Annotated in this window: 23 protein-coding genes and 1 riboswitch; of the genes, 15 read left to right on the top strand and 8 right to left on the bottom strand. The window is 51.8% G+C overall.

The features are described from left to right. Window positions 1-30: 30 nt before the first annotated feature. The gene (locus SERS4_RS0115210) at window positions 31-255 is read right to left on the bottom strand and encodes a biofilm development regulator YmgB/AriR family protein (RefSeq protein ID WP_017893126.1); all 225 of its coding nucleotides are present in this window, start codon (window positions 253-255) and stop codon (window positions 31-33) included. 130 nt (window positions 256-385) lie between these two features. After that, complete coding sequence (locus SERS4_RS0115205; RefSeq protein WP_012145560.1) at window positions 386-577, bottom strand: YebW family protein; 192 nt, start codon at window positions 575-577, stop codon at window positions 386-388. A 226-nt stretch (window positions 578-803) separates the two neighbouring features. Between SERS4_RS0115205 and lysM the strand changes: the two genes are divergently transcribed. From lysM to SERS4_RS0115185, 5 genes are all read left to right on the top strand, one after another. After that, window positions 804-1,250: a peptidoglycan-binding protein LysM gene (gene lysM, locus SERS4_RS0115200; RefSeq protein WP_012145559.1), complete on the top strand. Its 447-nt coding sequence runs from the start codon at window positions 804-806 to the stop codon at window positions 1,248-1,250. Between the two features lie 286 nt (window positions 1,251-1,536). Beyond that, entirely contained in the window at window positions 1,537-1,677 is a 141-nt protein-coding gene (locus SERS4_RS27175) for a hypothetical protein (RefSeq protein WP_165366775.1), read from the top strand. A gap of 23 nt (window positions 1,678-1,700) precedes the next feature. Next, a complete protein-coding gene (locus tag SERS4_RS27170) occupies window positions 1,701-1,865 on the top strand; it encodes a hypothetical protein (protein WP_017893125.1) in 165 nt (54 codons plus the stop codon). 97 nt (window positions 1,866-1,962) lie between these two features. Next, a complete protein-coding gene (locus SERS4_RS0115190) occupies window positions 1,963-2,904 on the top strand; it encodes a pirin family protein (RefSeq protein ID WP_017893124.1) in 942 nt (313 codons plus the stop codon). Between the two features lie 427 nt (window positions 2,905-3,331). Beyond that, a complete protein-coding gene (locus SERS4_RS0115185; protein ID WP_017893123.1) occupies window positions 3,332-3,685 on the top strand; it encodes a DUF1304 domain-containing protein in 354 nt (117 codons plus the stop codon). Between the two features lie 29 nt (window positions 3,686-3,714). Here the strand turns inward: SERS4_RS0115185 and SERS4_RS0115180 are convergent, their stop codons facing one another. Both SERS4_RS0115180 and SERS4_RS0115170 read right to left on the bottom strand, forming a co-directional pair. Continuing rightward, a complete protein-coding gene (locus SERS4_RS0115180; protein WP_012145556.1) occupies window positions 3,715-4,101 on the bottom strand; it encodes a helix-turn-helix domain-containing protein in 387 nt (128 codons plus the stop codon). A 457-nt stretch (window positions 4,102-4,558) separates the two neighbouring features. Further along, window positions 4,559-4,771: a YccJ family protein gene (locus SERS4_RS0115170; RefSeq protein ID WP_012145555.1), complete on the bottom strand. Its 213-nt coding sequence runs from the start codon at window positions 4,769-4,771 to the stop codon at window positions 4,559-4,561. Window positions 4,772-4,971: 200 nt separating this feature from the next. Between SERS4_RS0115170 and SERS4_RS0115165 the strand changes: the two genes are divergently transcribed. Further along, a complete protein-coding gene (locus SERS4_RS0115165; protein WP_012145554.1) occupies window positions 4,972-5,211 on the top strand; it encodes a DUF2766 family protein in 240 nt (79 codons plus the stop codon). 38 nt (window positions 5,212-5,249) lie between these two features. Here the strand turns inward: SERS4_RS0115165 and SERS4_RS0115160 are convergent, their stop codons facing one another. Continuing rightward, a complete protein-coding gene (locus SERS4_RS0115160; RefSeq protein ID WP_012145553.1) occupies window positions 5,250-5,483 on the bottom strand; it encodes a YobH family protein in 234 nt (77 codons plus the stop codon). 162 nt (window positions 5,484-5,645) lie between these two features. Between SERS4_RS0115160 and mgrB the strand changes: the two genes are divergently transcribed. The 5 genes from mgrB (at window position 5,646) to SERS4_RS0115140 (ending at window position 8,483) form a co-directional block, all read left to right on the top strand. Beyond that, window positions 5,646-5,804 carry a PhoP/PhoQ regulator MgrB gene (gene mgrB, locus SERS4_RS26415; protein WP_071593022.1) on the top strand — a complete coding sequence of 53 codons (159 nt, stop codon included), beginning with the start codon at window positions 5,646-5,648 and terminating at the stop codon, window positions 5,802-5,804. Window positions 5,805-5,903: 99 nt separating this feature from the next. Continuing rightward, on the top strand, window positions 5,904-6,176 hold the full coding sequence (locus SERS4_RS0115155) for a YebO family protein (protein WP_012145551.1): 273 nt from the start codon (window positions 5,904-5,906) through the stop codon (window positions 6,174-6,176). Between the two features lie 145 nt (window positions 6,177-6,321). Then, window positions 6,322-6,636 carry a phage protein NinX family protein gene (locus tag SERS4_RS0115150; protein ID WP_012145550.1) on the top strand — a complete coding sequence of 105 codons (315 nt, stop codon included), beginning with the start codon at window positions 6,322-6,324 and terminating at the stop codon, window positions 6,634-6,636. Window positions 6,637-6,703: 67 nt separating this feature from the next. Next, the gene (locus SERS4_RS0115145; protein ID WP_012145549.1) at window positions 6,704-6,940 is read left to right on the top strand and encodes a DUF4060 family protein; all 237 of its coding nucleotides are present in this window, start codon (window positions 6,704-6,706) and stop codon (window positions 6,938-6,940) included. Between the two features lie 175 nt (window positions 6,941-7,115). Next, window positions 7,116-8,483: an amino acid permease gene (locus SERS4_RS0115140; RefSeq protein ID WP_017893120.1), complete on the top strand. Its 1,368-nt coding sequence runs from the start codon at window positions 7,116-7,118 to the stop codon at window positions 8,481-8,483. Window positions 8,484-8,522: 39 nt separating this feature from the next. Here the strand turns inward: SERS4_RS0115140 and SERS4_RS0115135 are convergent, their stop codons facing one another. After that, window positions 8,523-8,813 carry a hypothetical protein gene (locus SERS4_RS0115135; protein ID WP_017893119.1) on the bottom strand — a complete coding sequence of 97 codons (291 nt, stop codon included), beginning with the start codon at window positions 8,811-8,813 and terminating at the stop codon, window positions 8,523-8,525. Window positions 8,814-9,032: 219 nt separating this feature from the next. On the opposite strand from SERS4_RS0115135, the gene SERS4_RS0115130 reads away from it, so the two are divergent. The 3 genes from SERS4_RS0115130 to cspE all read left to right on the top strand — a co-directional run bounded on the left by SERS4_RS0115130 (window position 9,033) and on the right by cspE (window position 11,277). Then, complete coding sequence (locus SERS4_RS0115130; RefSeq protein WP_017893118.1) at window positions 9,033-10,031, top strand: MBL fold metallo-hydrolase; 999 nt, start codon at window positions 9,033-9,035, stop codon at window positions 10,029-10,031. Between the two features lie 878 nt (window positions 10,032-10,909). Continuing rightward, window positions 10,910-11,026 (top strand): DUF2627 domain-containing protein, encoded by a 117-nt coding sequence (locus tag SERS4_RS26410; RefSeq protein ID WP_071593021.1) that lies wholly within the window; start codon window positions 10,910-10,912, stop codon window positions 11,024-11,026. Between the two features lie 41 nt (window positions 11,027-11,067). Further along, entirely contained in the window at window positions 11,068-11,277 is a 210-nt protein-coding gene (cspE, locus tag SERS4_RS0115125; protein WP_002221949.1) for a transcription antiterminator/RNA stability regulator CspE, read from the top strand. A 52-nt stretch (window positions 11,278-11,329) separates the two neighbouring features. Here cspE and pgeF read toward each other — a convergent pair whose 3' ends face one another. Continuing rightward, window positions 11,330-12,046, bottom strand: coding sequence for a peptidoglycan editing factor PgeF (pgeF, locus tag SERS4_RS0115120; protein WP_017893117.1), 717 nt, complete (start codon window positions 12,044-12,046; stop codon window positions 11,330-11,332). A gap of 144 nt (window positions 12,047-12,190) precedes the next feature. On the opposite strand from pgeF, the gene rlmA reads away from it, so the two are divergent. After that, window positions 12,191-13,012 carry a 23S rRNA (guanine(745)-N(1))-methyltransferase gene (gene rlmA, locus SERS4_RS0115115; RefSeq protein WP_017893116.1) on the top strand — a complete coding sequence of 274 codons (822 nt, stop codon included), beginning with the start codon at window positions 12,191-12,193 and terminating at the stop codon, window positions 13,010-13,012. Window positions 13,013-13,073: 61 nt separating this feature from the next. On the opposite strand, the gene mntP is transcribed toward rlmA, so the two are convergent. Then, on the bottom strand, window positions 13,074-13,646 hold the full coding sequence (gene mntP / locus SERS4_RS0115110; RefSeq protein WP_026142411.1) for a manganese efflux pump MntP: 573 nt from the start codon (window positions 13,644-13,646) through the stop codon (window positions 13,074-13,076). Window positions 13,647-13,659: 13 nt separating this feature from the next. Next, window positions 13,660-13,841: riboswitch (yybP-ykoY riboswitch) on the bottom strand. Window positions 13,842-14,008: the final 167 nt, after the last annotated feature.

Below are 14,008 nucleotides of genomic sequence, written 5' to 3'. Positions count from 1 at the left end.
CTAGCTCTGCCTTTTCTTTTATGGGAGCCACTATCCTCTGGGAGCTTGCCCCATCACTTCAATGGCGGAGCGCAATGTGGCAAAGCGTTGCTGATTGGTCTCATGCTCAATCTCGTTAACCAAATGGGCCAGAATATTATTACCGGAAATTTTTTTATTGAGATTGATCAGCTGGATCACTGCGCCGCCGACCACCAGGCTGACGTCGCGTAGCAGGGCTTCATAATGTTCGTTTGAGAGGGTAGATACGGGCATGACACCGTCTCCATATCGTTCGGGTGAGGCAATTTAGCAAACTGGCGGCATAAAACATCGTCGGTATACCGATTTTCCGATGAATTAGGAAATTCCTCAAAGGAGAATAGCGGAAAAGTTGTCCGACCTCTTACATCGGGGCATATTCGTTGGCAGGTAACCAGAAACCATCGATAAAATCTTCAAACGGAAAACAACCGGCATGGCGCAGGTTCTGTTCTTTCATGCTGATCAGGCACTGGCGTTCATCGCGCAGTACGTCAACCACGATATCGGCGCAGCCACCATCCAGATAACAGACAAACATCACCAAGGCGTACATCGCGTCTCATGTCCTTCATCGACTCTTCCATAACCTTATTGTAGGTAAAGTCGGCGATTGTTTCATCTCGGGCTTGCTGCAACCGGGCCGATTGGCAACCCAGGATGGCACTTTCGGATTACTCTAAGCGCTTAATACCTCAGGGCCAATGGAATATCCCTCTTGCAGTGCTAAGCTTAACTAGCCTTAAGTCAATGCAACATTGTAACCATCGAAAGGAGTGAATATGGGTTTGTTTAACTTCGTCAAAGAAGCGGGCGAAAAACTGTGGGACACAGTGACCGGCAATGCCACTGCTGAAGACCAAAGCGCCAAGCTGAAGGATCACCTTAATAAAACCGGTTTGCCGGGTATCGACAAGGTTGATGTGCAGGTGGTTGACGGTAAAGCGGTGGTGACCGGGGACGCAGTCAGCCAGGAGCTGAAAGAGAAGATCCTGGTGGCCGTAGGGAATGTCGCCGGCATCAGCGGTGTGGAAGACAAGGTGTCGGTTGAACAGGCTGCTGCAGAAAGCCGCTTCTATACCGTGAAAAAGGGCGACACCCTGAGCGCAGTTTCGAAAGAAGTGTATGGCAACGCCAATCTGTACAACAAGATTTTCGAAGCGAACAAGCCAATGTTGTCCAGCCCGGACAAAATCTATCCGGGGCAGGTACTGCGTATTCCTGAGTAACAACGACAGCCTATGCCTGGCCCGATCTTTGGTCGGGCTTTTTTATTTTATTTGGTATAAGTTAGGCTAATTATATTCTCGCAGTAATAAGATTTTCGAATGCTATAGGTTCTACGCTATCTCAGTTCTGGGCCCATGTTGACCCTCAGCAGGAAAATTGATAGCGTCTTGCCACTCTTGAGGTCTGAGCGGTATTGGCGCGGAATCTGATAAACCCGCAATGACGGGCTTTTTATCAATCACCCCTCACAAAAACGTTAACGCGTGATGAGTTAAGATAGATTCTGTGAAACAACAACGTAATACCTCACAAGATAAAAACTACCGTGAAACTTTGGGAGATGCGCAATTTGCTGTCATTGTGCTGGCGATAGCGTCTTGCTCCCTGATCATCTTTACGCTGTCAGTCACGCTGTGGCTGACATGACGTCTTTCAATACAGGGGATAAAATGGAGCACAATCTCCACGATGAAACCAAGCTGTTGGCCGTTATCGGCCTGCTGGTTTCCGTGTTGTTAGTGGTATCAATACTCTTTGGTGTGACTTACTTCTCCGATCTGAAGCATGCACGCGATGAAGTCGATATAAAGGGCTGCTATATCAAGTCGTCCTAGCGCCAGGGCCTCACAGGTTGCGTTCTGGATGCCGGCTCATGCTAAGCTGGCATCCAGCTACTCACTCACCTGTGTGACGTTCTGGAGGCGTTTTATCATGAGCAATTCCCGCCCAACTCATTCTTCATCTTCCCGTGATTGTCCCGTGGTTGACGGTGTTCGTCAGATCCAACGTATTGCCGTACGCAATGCCGAAGTCGGCGGTATAGGGATTAATCGTGCCTTGCCTACCCGTGAACGGCGCACCGTGGGAGCCTGGTGCTTTCTCGACCATGCCGGACCCTCGGTTTTCAGCGGTTCTGCGCAGGGGATGGATGTTGGCCCGCACCCGCATATTGGTCTGCAGACCTTTACCTGGATGATTGAAGGGGAAGTGCTGCATCGTGACAGCCTGGGCAGTGAGCAGATTATACGGCCCGGGCAGGTCAATCTAATGACCGCAGGGCGGGGTATTACGCATACCGAGCAATCAACCGGAGAACAGCGGCGTTTGCATGCCGCGCAATTATGGATCGCCTTGCCGGCCGAACATGCCGATATGGCACCGCGTTTTGATCATTATCCTGATTTGCCATGTTGGGTCAGTGATGGGGTCAAACAGACTTTGTTGGTGGGGGAGTTTGAACAATATCGCTCTCCGGTGTTTACTCTTTCACCATTAATCGCCATTGATCTGGAATGGCAGGCCGACGGCTATTTGCAGTTGCCCCTGCGGGAAGATTTTGAAATAGGCTTTTTGCCCCTTATTGGTGCATTTGAGCTTAATGATGAAAATTTTTCACCCAATGAGTTTGCCTATTTAGGTAAGAATCTTAACCGTATCGGGTTAGATGCCAAGAAAGGAAGCCGGGGGTTATTAATCGGCGGAGTTCCATTAAGCGAAGAGATTCTCATTTGGTGGAATTTTGTTGGGCACAACAAGCAGGAGATTGCCCGTGCGCAGCATGACTGGGAGCAGGGGAATAGGCGTTTTCCCGATGTTGTTGGCTATTCCGGCCCGCGCATGACCGCGCCCCGCCTGCCCTGGAGCGATGTTTGATATCATCAGGCTATAACAAACTAATGGTTTTATTCATTTCGCTCTATTAACGTTAAAATAATGTGATCGAAATTCCATGTTTGGGCGTAGATATAGTTTATCTGGTAAATAGTGATCTGGCGCAAATAAAAGGTCGGAGCAGTGGATTAAGATAAATCTCAAGAAGTGATGTTGTCCACCGCTAGTCTGAAGCCTGTGAGGTCATTATGAGCCAAGTACTCTATCGTGCAAGATTATCCCATGTTGTTATTGCAACGGCGGCTTTTTGGATCTCGATCGCAGCGATGCTGGTTGTTGTTCTTAACTAACTCTGAATGATTATGCAATAAACCCGCCCTGGCGGGTTTTTTTATGTCTGCATATTCGCAATATTCAGAGTGTGGTTATACTTGTTAAACCTAATACCTGATTAACCCTGCAAAATAAAATGATAATTATTTCTAATATAATAGTGCTGCTAATTGCCGCGATTCATCTGTATATCCTGATCCTGGAAATGTTCCTTTGGCAGAAACCCACCGGCAGACGAGTGTTCGCCACTACCGCCGAGTTTGCTGCGGCAACGCGGGTGTTGGCGGCCAATCAGGGGCTGTATAACGGCTTTCTGGCGGCAGGACTGGCATGGGGCGTCTGGCGAGATGAGCCTGCGGTACAGCTATTTTTCCTCGGCTGCGTGCTGGTGGCGGGGGTGTTTGGCGGACTGACGGCCAGCCGTAAAATTCTCAGGGTACAGGCGTTGCCCGCGTTGATTGGCCTGGTGGCGGTACTGTGGGCGCATTAGCCCGCCGCTAGCGGCGGCGGGAAAGTCGGTCAGGCGGTCTTTTGATGAATGACGTGCAGCGGTGGGGCAATATGCAGATCCACGCTTAAATCCTGACGAAAATCATAAGGCGTGATATCGAAGCGCTTTCTGAACATATAAGTGAAGTGTGACTGTGAGCCGAAACCAAAATCGAGGGCGATGTCGAAAATAGAGGCGTCACTGCTACGCAACTGGTAAACCGCACCGGCCAGTCTGCGTTCGCGAATGTACTTGCCCAGCGAAATCCCGGTCGCTTCTTTGAACAGTTTCTGCATGTGCCACAGAGAGTAGCCGGAGTATTCGGCCAGCTCTTCAAGATGGATCACTCTTCCAAGGTGAGTTTCGACCCATTTACTGAGGGCGCAGACCAATGAGAGGTGGTGTTCTTGTATCATCAGTGCGTCTGTGTGAGATCTACATAGCGCTGAAGTATACACAACTTGCCGCCATGGACAAAAAAGCCGCCGACACCAGGGTGAAATTATTCGGAAAAACCATTGTCAGGTGGCTTGTCAGACCGAAGGGAAAACGGCTAATCTGGGCTTGCCCGCTGCCGCTGCTACCGAAGTGGGTCAGGTCGCAAAAAATAACAGCCTAAGCAGAGTCAGCCGTGACAATTCAGCGTTGATGGGGTGATCGCATGTTAATGACAGTGATTATTACTCTGGTTGTAATTGTAGGTGTAGCCGCTTTTATGGTGACACCGGTGATGAGAATGAATAATGCGGAAGGTGTGGGAGGTGAAGAGCCGTGAAATCAGGGCAGAATATGACCCCAAAAGAGGTCTGACAGACTACCGAAAAAGCCTGGGCAATCAGTGACCCGGGCTTTTTATTGATGAGCGTTTGCCGATCAGACGTTTTTCCGCTCCACGGTTTCTTCGCCCCAGTACAGCTGGTCGGCGCTGGTTTTGGCAAAGGCCATTTGCAACGCTTCGTCACTGCCTTCTTCCCAGATTTTTTGTGCCAAAACCTCGTCATTTTTCGCCAGTTCAAAAATAGCCTCGGCGATCTCAACCGAGGTCTCACGCACGGTTGCCCAGGATTTCACATTGTGGTTTGCCATAACTTTCTCCTGTAGGGGGGGGCTGAGGGATACGCCGAAATGCGCGCCGCTCAAACCCCAAGTATAGGTCAATTCAGCCGGGTGTTTTGACGGCCAATGCGCAATAACGTTGAAAATTCAGCGGCAAACGGCCAGGGAGCAGCAAAGCGCCAGTCGGCATGCTATTGTGTGCGGCGTCTGAATCAAGAAGGAAAGGTATTATGTCCGACATGCTGAACAACGATCAGGAATTGGCTTCCGACCTGGTTGCCTGCCAATTGGTGATCAAACAGATCCTGGATGTTATTGATGTCATCGCACCCACCGAGGTGCGGGACAAGATGGCCAGCCAGTTGAAAAGTATCGATTTTACCACTCACCCAGCCGGTGCCGATCCCGTGACCCGGCGGGCGATTGAAAAAGCGATCGCGCTGATTGAAATGAAGTTTACCCGCAACTGAGGGGAACCGCCGCTGAGCGACGGTTTGGGCGGTGGTGATTAATCCACCACCGTTTCGACTTTCTTGAACAGCGGACAGTCGGCAACGCCAATCAGGCCGTTGTCACCATGCAGATACTGGGCTATCACCAGGTTGCGTGCCGTCATGTACTTACACTGCAATCCCAACCCCCCGACGTTTTTATTGCTGCCGACCAATACGCCATATCCCGAGAACAAAAACGCGCCATAAACTACTGCCAGCAGAACCGCCCATTTAATCAGCTTACCCATTGTGACTCCTTGTTATTTATCTTCATTGCGATATAGCCATGCGGAAGAACCGGCCGCAATGGTAACAATCTGAAAAGTGGTGCTGGCACTGGTTTCTAAACGACAGGTTAAAGTTCGTTTAAGTTGGCTGTGATACATTCGGAACAAATTATCAAGATAACAATGAGGCTGCTAAATTTGTTGCGGAAAAAAATCCTCGTGATAATAGCCTTCCTTGCGGCCTGCCTGTTCTTTTATCTGTTGGCGCTGGATAGCTATTGCGATGCGGGGGGCACATTTGCGTTGGGCGTTTGCTCCGTCACCCGTTTCGTTCCCTGGTGAGTTGCGTAGCGGTGCACAACAATTTTCTATCGAGATGTCCGTGCCGGTGCCCGGAGTGCTAAGATGTCCGCCTGTTTTTAGCAGTAGATAGGGTTGTCCATGTACGATTTAGGTTTTGGTCCGAATAGCCTGGTGTCGCTGGTTGTCGCCGTGTTGGCATTGTTGGTGGGATTATGGATCTGGTTCCTGGTGAATCGCGCCAGTGTGCGAGCCAATGAGCAGATCCGCCTGCTGCAGGAAATTGCCGAGCAGCAGCGTCAACAAACCGCGTTATTGAAAAGCCTGGCGCAAAGCGCGCGTGGCGATAGCGTAACGGACGATGACGATCTCAGCCCGACGCTGGATTTCAAAGGTTTTATCCCCGAGCGTTAATCAAACTTTCTGCCGGGTGGCATTGCCACCCGCGTTGCGCCGAAAAACATTAGTATAGATAATATGAAAAGCCATCCCATTGTCATAAATCTGTCGTATTGGCGTCGTAATGTAGCGCCAACTCTACGAAAGATGGATAAAGCCGATGATTAAATGGTATGAAGAAAGCGACGCCGAAGTGAACCGCAGCATTGCGCTGATCACCGGAGAAAATCCGGACAAGTGGTATCCTTACGGCGGCGTGAAAGGTAAAGATTATTGCAAGAACCCCTCCGATGCCTGGCCGATTATCTGCGCCAATAAAATCAGTCTGAATGCCGATACTCAAAGCGATAGCTCGCAGTGGCAGGCACGCATGAGCACCCAGCGTGGCGAGTGGCAGGCGGATTGCAGCAGCCCACTGCGCGCGGCAATGATCTGTTTTCTGCTGAGCCAGCAAACTAACGAAATGGTACGTTGAAACACCAGAATTACTGATGACTTTCCCTTTTTATGACAACAGAACTTGTCTCTGGCGGAGCCTGTTTATGAAGCGCATTATTAAAGGTGATAAAAACTTGTCTCATCTGGTGGTTGCCCATGCGGCAATCGATCGTCATGCCGAAAGCTTTGGTCAGCGCCGACAGGGCTGGCCGTCAACCTATCTGATAAAATATCAAAACGATCGCGTGGCGGTCGAAGTGGTAACGCGACGTCAGTCCTACGTCGCTACGCTGATGATTGGCGCGCGCAATCTGACCAAGTTGTGCGGCCTGTCCGGCTAAAAACCTCCTCTTGATAGGGTTATTCCCAGTCTAAAATAGCGCCCTGGCCATCCTTGCCGGGCGCTACTCCTTGATGCTCACGGGGTTAAGTGTTAAAAAGCCGCCCGCAGATACATTTATTGATTGGCGAAATCTTGCGCAAAAGCGACAGGATCCCACGCCATATGAGGATAAGATGGGCGGTCAGCAGCAGGATACCCCGCTAAAACGCGGTTTAAAAAACAGACATATACAACTAATCGCCCTGGGCGGCGCCATTGGCACCGGCCTGTTTCTCGGCATTGCACAGACCATTAAAATGGCGGGCCCTTCGGTGCTGCTGGGCTATGCCATCGGCGGCTTTATCGCTTTTTTGATCATGCGGCAGTTGGGTGAGATGGTGGTTGAGGAGCCGGTTGCGGGTTCGTTCAGCCACTTTGCCTATAAATACTGGGGTGATTTTGCCGGTTTTCTTTCCGGCTGGAACTACTGGGCGATGTTCATTTTGGTCGGTATGGCCGAACTGACCGCGGTTGGCATCTACATTCAATATTGGTGGCCGGACATCCCTACCTGGGTCTCCGCCGCGGTATTCTTTGTCCTGATAAATCTGATCAACCTGGTTAATGTGCGGCTGTACGGCGAAACTGAGTTTTGGTTTGCCATTATCAAGGTGGTGGCGATTGTCGGCATGATTGTGTTCGGTGCCTGGCTTTTGGCCAGCGGCAACGGCGGTCCGCAAGCCAGTATCAACAACCTGTGGGAGCAGGGCGGCTTTATGCCACACGGCATCGAAGGGTTGGTGATGGCGATGGCGGTGATCATGTTCTCATTCGGTGGGCTGGAGATGGTGGGTATTACCGCCGCCGAAGCGGCCGATCCGCGTCGCAGTATTCCCAAGGCCACCAATCAGGTGGTGTACCGCATCCTGATTTTTTATATCGGTTCGTTGACGGTACTGCTTTCACTCTATCCCTGGCACAAAGTGGTGGAAGGCGGCAGCCCGTTCGTGATGATTTTCCATGCGTTGAACAGCAACCTGGTGGCGACCCTGCTGAACGTGGTGGTGCTGACTGCGGCGCTGTCGGTGTATAACAGCGGGGTCTATGCCAATAGCCGTATGCTGTTCGGGCTGGCGACACAGGGGAATGCGCCCAAGGCGTTGACCCGGGTGAATAAGCGTGGTGTCCCGGTATTATCGATCGCGCTGTCGGCGCTGGTGACCTCCATCGGCGTGCTGATCAACTATGTCATGCCCGGTAAGGCGTTTGAGTTGTTGATGGCGCTGGTGGTGTCCACTCTGGTGATTAACTGGGTGATGATTTGTCTGGCACACCTGCGATTCCGCGCGGCGAAAAATCGCCAGGGCGTGATCCCGGTCTTCAAGGCCTTGTGGTACCCCTTCGGCAACTATCTGTGCCTGGTGTTCCTGAGCCTGATTTTGGTGATTATGTATTTCAGCGAGGGGATCCGTATCTCGGTATTACTGATGCCGGTGTGGATCTTGCTGTTATGGGTTGGTTTTATGCTGACGCGCTGCAAAGGCACTAAAGTACGGCGGTAATTTTAACGGAGGCGCTATCTGGCGCCTCCGTTCCATCCATTAGCTGCGTGGCATAAAGGCATTGCCTGGGGTGGCGCGGCCCAATCCCAACAGTTTCCTGCACAGCAGGAACAGGGTGGTGATGACATCGATAGCCACCACGCTCAGCATCAGCACGCCCAGCATGAAGAAACTCATCAGTGCACCCAGCAGCAGCACCAGCGGTGCCGGTACGCGTACCCGGCGCAGTTTCATCGCGGCATACATTTTCCAATACTGCATCTGTGCCAGCATCGCGCTACGGATACGGCCCAATCGAACACGTGACTTGCGTGATGTAGAACGGCTCATAACTTCTCCTTTTCTGAATGTCCTATAAGTAAATCACAAGGATCTTAAGAGATGCTTAACAGGCTCTAGTCGGCCCTGGCATTCTCACAGAGACTGTGACAACACAATACCCGAAAAGGTCACTCAAGGTGAGCACGGTTCACAAAGCACGCCGATCGAGTATCTTGTTATGTTATTCACCTGCCCGTGTTGGGTGTCCGCAGTGGTCGGGAGAGCAATTTGAAGATAACCAATCGTTACTATGATGCCGGCAAAACGCACCATACCCCGCAGGGGTTTCGTAACCCGGAGCCTTCGCAGCGTCGGGATGGGGATTTGAAACGCTGGCAGAACGAGCGTAAGCAGCAGGGGTTGCCCAAACCTCCGCAGATGGGCTATCAGCAGTTTACCCAGCGCTGGTGGCAACGTGCCGACCTTGGCGGCAGCGATAACAGCATTTGGTGGTTGGGGCACGCTTCAATGCTGCTGCGCCTGGATGGCCGATACATCCTGATCGACCCGGTATTGTCTGAACGTGCATCGCCGCTGAGTTTCTATGGCCCAAAGCGCAAAACACCGCCGCCGTTGACGGTGCAACAGTTGCCGGCAGTAGACGTGGTTTTAATCTCCCACAATCACTATGACCATCTCGATCGGCGCACCGTGCGGCAGTTGGCACGGCGTTTTCCGCACGCAACCTTTATTGTGCCCTTGGGGCTGAAAAACTGGTTCCGACGTTACCGGCTGCAACGGGTAGAAGAGCTGGACTGGTGGGATAGCCTGCAGTTGGGCGATTTGACTTTCTATTGCACGCCGGCGCGTCACTGGAGCATGCGTACCCTGTGGGACCGCAATCGCTCTCTCTGGTGCGGCTGGGTGATCCATCATCCGGCGTTGCGTTTCTATTTTTCCGGAGACAGCGGCTATTCGGATCGCCTGGCAGATATTGGCGCCCGTTTAGGGCCGTTTGACGTGGCGGCATTACCGATTGGCGCCTATGCACCACGTTGGTTCATGCAGGAACAGCATATGGATCCACAACAGTCGGTGACGCTGTATCAACAATTAAATGCGCCGCGGGTCATTCCGATCCATTGGGGCGTTTTTGAGTTGGCCGATGAGTCGTTGGATGAACCGCCGCAGCAATTAAATCTGGCTCTGAGTGCGGCGGGAATAGAGCAGCACCAGTTCCGGCCCATCAAAATTGGCGAGCGCATTGCGCTTGATGCTAACTCTTAAGCGTTATTCCTGGTCCTGTGTGGCGGGTGCGCTTGTCGTCACCGCCTGCAGGCCAGTCCCAATGCGGGTTGTAGCCATTCGGTGGTGCAGGGCCTGGCTTATCCCGCGTCTGACGTAACCTGTTGGCATGAATAGGGGCAACGCGTAGGAAAAGATAAAATAAATACGTTCACATGGCATTGTTATTGATGGCGTAAATACCTATGCCGATTTTAAGATTTAATTCAGCTATGGATTCCCACTATTCTCAGGATTATTGCCGTTATTTAACCCCCGCAGACAGTAATGTATTTCTCTGCCACCGCACGGCAAGAGTGCGTAAATTCTGATTTTGCATGCTTATGCACTATAAAGTGGCACGTTATTTGATTTTTGTCGCGAGATAGCCGCTGCACAAATTGTGCTCACCCTCACTGAGGGCAATAATGACCTTCAGTATTATTTCGTTGTCACAGGCGGGGGGGGGGCGCAGACATGCGGCGGCTCCAGCATTGGGCCGTCTGGATGGCGGTCCAATGGTTGGATCATCCAATAACAAATGTACCCGTTCATCGATATTCAAAAGTTTTATAAGAAATTCCATAAAGATTCAAATTTTTTAACGTTCTAAGCGTCCGTCAGGGGTTATATGTTGCCACATACATTGTTCAATCGGATGAAAGAATTGTTAAAATTCAGTCTGGATGCGGAGTGTAGCGGGGTGCTATTGTTAAGCAGAAAATAGCTAAGGCTTCAACATCTTTTAGTCTATTTAAGCTTATGTTGCTCTCGACCGTTTCAAATATGTGCGACAGCTCCACCAGTGATTAAAAATGGCTTGCCATCGAATACAGAGTATGTGATAACGCATCTGGGTAAAACGAGGTACAGTTCTGTATATGTGTGGCATTTTCAGTAAAGAAGTTCTGAGTAAAAACGTTAGCGTTGAATACCGCTTCTCTGCCGATCCTTATCTTAGTGCCTCAAGCAGTAACGACTCTAGTTTGTCTATGTAACGCCTCCGGGCGGTTTAAACAATCCAAAGGAAATACTCAAGATGGCAAAGATCAAAGGTCAAGTTAAGTGGTTCAACGAATCTAAAGGTTTCGGTTTCATCACTCCAGCTGACGGCAGCAAAGACGTGTTCGTACACTTCTCTGCAATCCAGGGTAACGGCTTCAAAACCCTGGCTGAAGGCCAGAACGTTGAGTTCGAAATCCAAGATGGCCAGAAAGGCCCATCTGCAGTAAACGTTACTGCAATCTAATCAGCGTCAGCTGTACAAAAAACCCGCCTCAGTGCGGGTTTTTTCGTTTCTGTTATCCGCCGGTAATAATAATTCCCGCGTACTGATTGCGCCCTCTAATCCCCGGATGAGTGGGATCTTGTTCGCGTCGGTGGCTGTTGCGCCGATAGCTGGTGTATTTAAAACGCTGTGGCTGGCGCGGATCCGTGTTGGGGGTGCAGATGGTGCAGCTACCGGCATGGTCAACGGCGGAAAAACCCAGTTCGCGCAGTTTGGATTCGGCGATGGCGGCCAGGTCCAGGTGCCGAAAGCGTGGGCTGATTAAGGCCGCGGGCAGTGGCAGCTGTTGCTTGAAGCGCGCGACCAGTTCCTCGTTGACTTCGTAGCAGCAGGGGCCGGCGGCAGGGCCGATGGAAGCCACCCAGTTAGCCGTTGAGTCATCAAGGCGGATACGCGCCGCCAGTTGCTCCAGTATGCCGTCCAGCAGGCCACGCCAACCGGCATGGACGGCAGCAATGGCAGAACCGTCTTTGCGGCTGAAAATCACCGGCAGGCAGTCTGCCGTTAACACACTCAGCAGAATGCCGGGCTCAGTGGTATAGAAACCATCGGCTTCGCCGCACTGTTGTCCCGCCTGTGTCACGTCAATAATGCGTGTGCCATGCACCTGTTTTTTTTCCGGCAGGGTAGAACGATAGGCCAACAGATGGCCTGGCAGCAGCGCACTTTTGTTGCCGAAACCGTGCTGGATGGATGGAATGGCGTTGAGCAGTGGGGAAAAATCGGTCATATCACGTCTTTGCCTGCGTAAGAAAAGTTAACGTCAGTGTAGCCAGTTTTTTTCCTCCCTGGCTAGGGGCTTGCGGCATCTGTCTTGCATCGTACAGAAGGCTTCTTTAGACTAGCCGCGCCGTATCTCTCTGGAATCCAAGCCATGTCTTATCAGTGCCCTCTGTGTCATCAGCCGCTTCATCTTTCTCATCTGCAATGGCGTTGCGACGCTAACCATCAGTTTGACTGCGCCAAAGAAGGCTATGTCAACCTGCTGCCGGTACAGCACAAGCGCTCAAAGCAGCCCGGAGACAGCGCGGAAATGATGCAGGCGCGGCGTGCGTTCCTTGATGCGGGTTTCTATCAACCCTTGCAGCAGCGGGTGGCTGAGCTGTTGGATCAGGCGTTGGCGAGCGATGCGCAGGCGTTACTGGACATCGGCTGTGGCGAAGGTTATTACACGGCGGAAGTGGCCGCCCGCTTGGCGCAGCAGCGTAATATCACCGTTTATGGCCTGGACGTCGCCAAGGTGGCGATCCGCTATGCGGCCAAGCGTTACCCGACAGTCTCATTCTGCGTGGCGTCGAGCCACCGGCTGCCGTTTGCTGATGCCTCTCTGGACGCCATACTGCGTATTTACGCCCCTTGCAAAGCCGAAGAACTGGCTCGGGTAGTAAAACCCGGTGGGGTGGTGGTCACGGTATCGCCTGGCCCACGTCACCTGTATCAATTGAAAGAGCAGGTGTATCAGCAGGTGCAACTGCATGTCGAACAGGATGAGCAGTTTGCCGGTTTTGACTGCGAACGAGTGGAGTCATTGGCATACCCGATGACGCTGCCGGGTGAACAGGCGGCCAACCTGCTGCAGATGACGCCTTTCGCTTGGCGCGCCTCGCCCGAGGTTCAGCAGCACCTGAGTGGCTGTGAGGCCTTCGCCTGCGAAACCGATTTTGTTATCGCGTTGTACCGCCGCCAGTCCGATTAACACTGATTGACGGACTACAAAAGAAAACCTGCCGTTGGGCAGGTTTTCTTTGGGTTCAGCGCTATCCGGCCAGATAGCCCAAATGCTCCAGCAGGATGTTCACACCGATACCGATCAGTACCACGCCGCCGAGGATCTCCGCGCGTTTGCCGAGCAACGGCCCGATAAAGCGGCCTATCATCATGCCCAGGGTGGCCATAATCATGGTAGCGCAGCCGATGGCCATGGCGGTGTGTACGATGTTCACCTGCAGGAAGGCCAGGCCGACACCGATAGCCATGGCGTCGAGGCTGGTAGCGATGGCGGTAGCGACCAATAACCAGAAGCCGTGACGCTTCACTTTTTCCACTTCGTCAGGCCGGTTCCTGACGCCTTCGACGATCATTCGCATGCCGAGGATAAACAGCAGCGAGAAGGCGACCCAGTGATCCCACTCCATAATGTATTGGCTGGCGAATAAGCCGATGCCCCAACCGATAATCGGCGTAATGGCTTCTACCACGCCGAAGATAAGTCCGGTGCGTAGTGCTTCACGAAAACGGGGTTGATGCAGGCTGGCACCTTTGCCAATTGATGCGGCGAACGCATCCATAGACATGCCAAAAGCGAGAATGAGTGTAGCTGACAAGTTCATGAAAAATAACCTCGGCCGGGCGGCTCCATATACACGTAACCCACCCCCAACCATACGACGGAGTTACGTGTCTATGGTCTCGCCAACCTTACCTGGCTGCCCGCACCACGTTTTAATGAGTAAAACGAGTATGTTGATACGGGCGTTTCTGGCGTTTTATTATCCAGAAACCGGCTACTCCCCAATGACGGCGCAACCATAGCATATTAATTCCGTTACCAACAACCCTTATTCCCCATGGGCATTGGTTTGAAATTGATAATGGTTTTCATTAATGAAGTGTATAAGAATGAATATAATGTAGGCGAGTGCAACAACATTGCGCAAATAATCATCAGGTAGCCATGTGCGCTGATGATTAA

Origin of the sequence: Serratia sp. S4 (genome assembly GCF_000347995.1) — a bacterium.
Classification (GTDB): Bacteria; Pseudomonadota; Gammaproteobacteria; order Enterobacterales; family Enterobacteriaceae; genus Serratia; species Serratia quinivorans.
The sequence above is the reverse complement of the archived record's forward strand: the minus strand, read 5'-3'. Positions and strand labels throughout refer to the sequence as shown.

Excerpts from the sequence above, each read along its gene's own strand:
- pgeF (WP_017893117.1), bottom strand. The coding sequence starts at position 12,046 with ATGACCGATTTTTCCCCACTGCTCAACGCCATTCCATCCATCCAGCAC.
- SERS4_RS0115140 (WP_017893120.1), top strand. The coding sequence starts at position 7,116 with ATGGGCGGTCAGCAGCAGGATACCCCGCTAAAACGCGGTTTAAAAAAC.
- SERS4_RS0115190 (WP_017893124.1), top strand. The coding sequence starts at position 1,963 with ATGAGCAATTCCCGCCCAACTCATTCTTCATCTTCCCGTGATTGTCCC.
- SERS4_RS0115155 (WP_012145551.1), top strand. The coding sequence starts at position 5,904 with ATGTACGATTTAGGTTTTGGTCCGAATAGCCTGGTGTCGCTGGTTGTC.
- SERS4_RS27170 (WP_017893125.1), top strand. The coding sequence starts at position 1,701 with ATGGAGCACAATCTCCACGATGAAACCAAGCTGTTGGCCGTTATCGGC.
- SERS4_RS26410 (WP_071593021.1), top strand. The coding sequence starts at position 10,910 with ATGTGTGGCATTTTCAGTAAAGAAGTTCTGAGTAAAAACGTTAGCGTT.
- mntP (WP_026142411.1), bottom strand. The coding sequence starts at position 13,646 with ATGAACTTGTCAGCTACACTCATTCTCGCTTTTGGCATGTCTATGGAT.
- SERS4_RS0115185 (WP_017893123.1), top strand. The coding sequence starts at position 3,332 with ATGATAATTATTTCTAATATAATAGTGCTGCTAATTGCCGCGATTCAT.
- SERS4_RS0115135 (WP_017893119.1), bottom strand. The coding sequence starts at position 8,813 with ATGAGCCGTTCTACATCACGCAAGTCACGTGTTCGATTGGGCCGTATC.
- SERS4_RS0115170 (WP_012145555.1), bottom strand. The coding sequence starts at position 4,771 with ATGGCAAACCACAATGTGAAATCCTGGGCAACCGTGCGTGAGACCTCG.
- SERS4_RS0115145 (WP_012145549.1), top strand. The coding sequence starts at position 6,704 with ATGAAGCGCATTATTAAAGGTGATAAAAACTTGTCTCATCTGGTGGTT.
- SERS4_RS0115165 (WP_012145554.1), top strand. The coding sequence starts at position 4,972 with ATGTCCGACATGCTGAACAACGATCAGGAATTGGCTTCCGACCTGGTT.
- SERS4_RS0115210 (WP_017893126.1), bottom strand. The coding sequence starts at position 255 with ATGCCCGTATCTACCCTCTCAAACGAACATTATGAAGCCCTGCTACGC.
- SERS4_RS0115205 (WP_012145560.1), bottom strand. The coding sequence starts at position 577 with ATGTACGCCTTGGTGATGTTTGTCTGTTATCTGGATGGTGGCTGCGCC.
- mgrB (WP_071593022.1), top strand. The coding sequence starts at position 5,646 with ATGAGGCTGCTAAATTTGTTGCGGAAAAAAATCCTCGTGATAATAGCC.
- lysM (WP_012145559.1), top strand. The coding sequence starts at position 804 with ATGGGTTTGTTTAACTTCGTCAAAGAAGCGGGCGAAAAACTGTGGGAC.
- SERS4_RS0115180 (WP_012145556.1), bottom strand. The coding sequence starts at position 4,101 with ATGATACAAGAACACCACCTCTCATTGGTCTGCGCCCTCAGTAAATGG.
- SERS4_RS0115160 (WP_012145553.1), bottom strand. The coding sequence starts at position 5,483 with ATGGGTAAGCTGATTAAATGGGCGGTTCTGCTGGCAGTAGTTTATGGC.
- cspE (WP_002221949.1), top strand. The coding sequence starts at position 11,068 with ATGGCAAAGATCAAAGGTCAAGTTAAGTGGTTCAACGAATCTAAAGGT.
- SERS4_RS0115150 (WP_012145550.1), top strand. The coding sequence starts at position 6,322 with ATGATTAAATGGTATGAAGAAAGCGACGCCGAAGTGAACCGCAGCATT.
- rlmA (WP_017893116.1), top strand. The coding sequence starts at position 12,191 with ATGTCTTATCAGTGCCCTCTGTGTCATCAGCCGCTTCATCTTTCTCAT.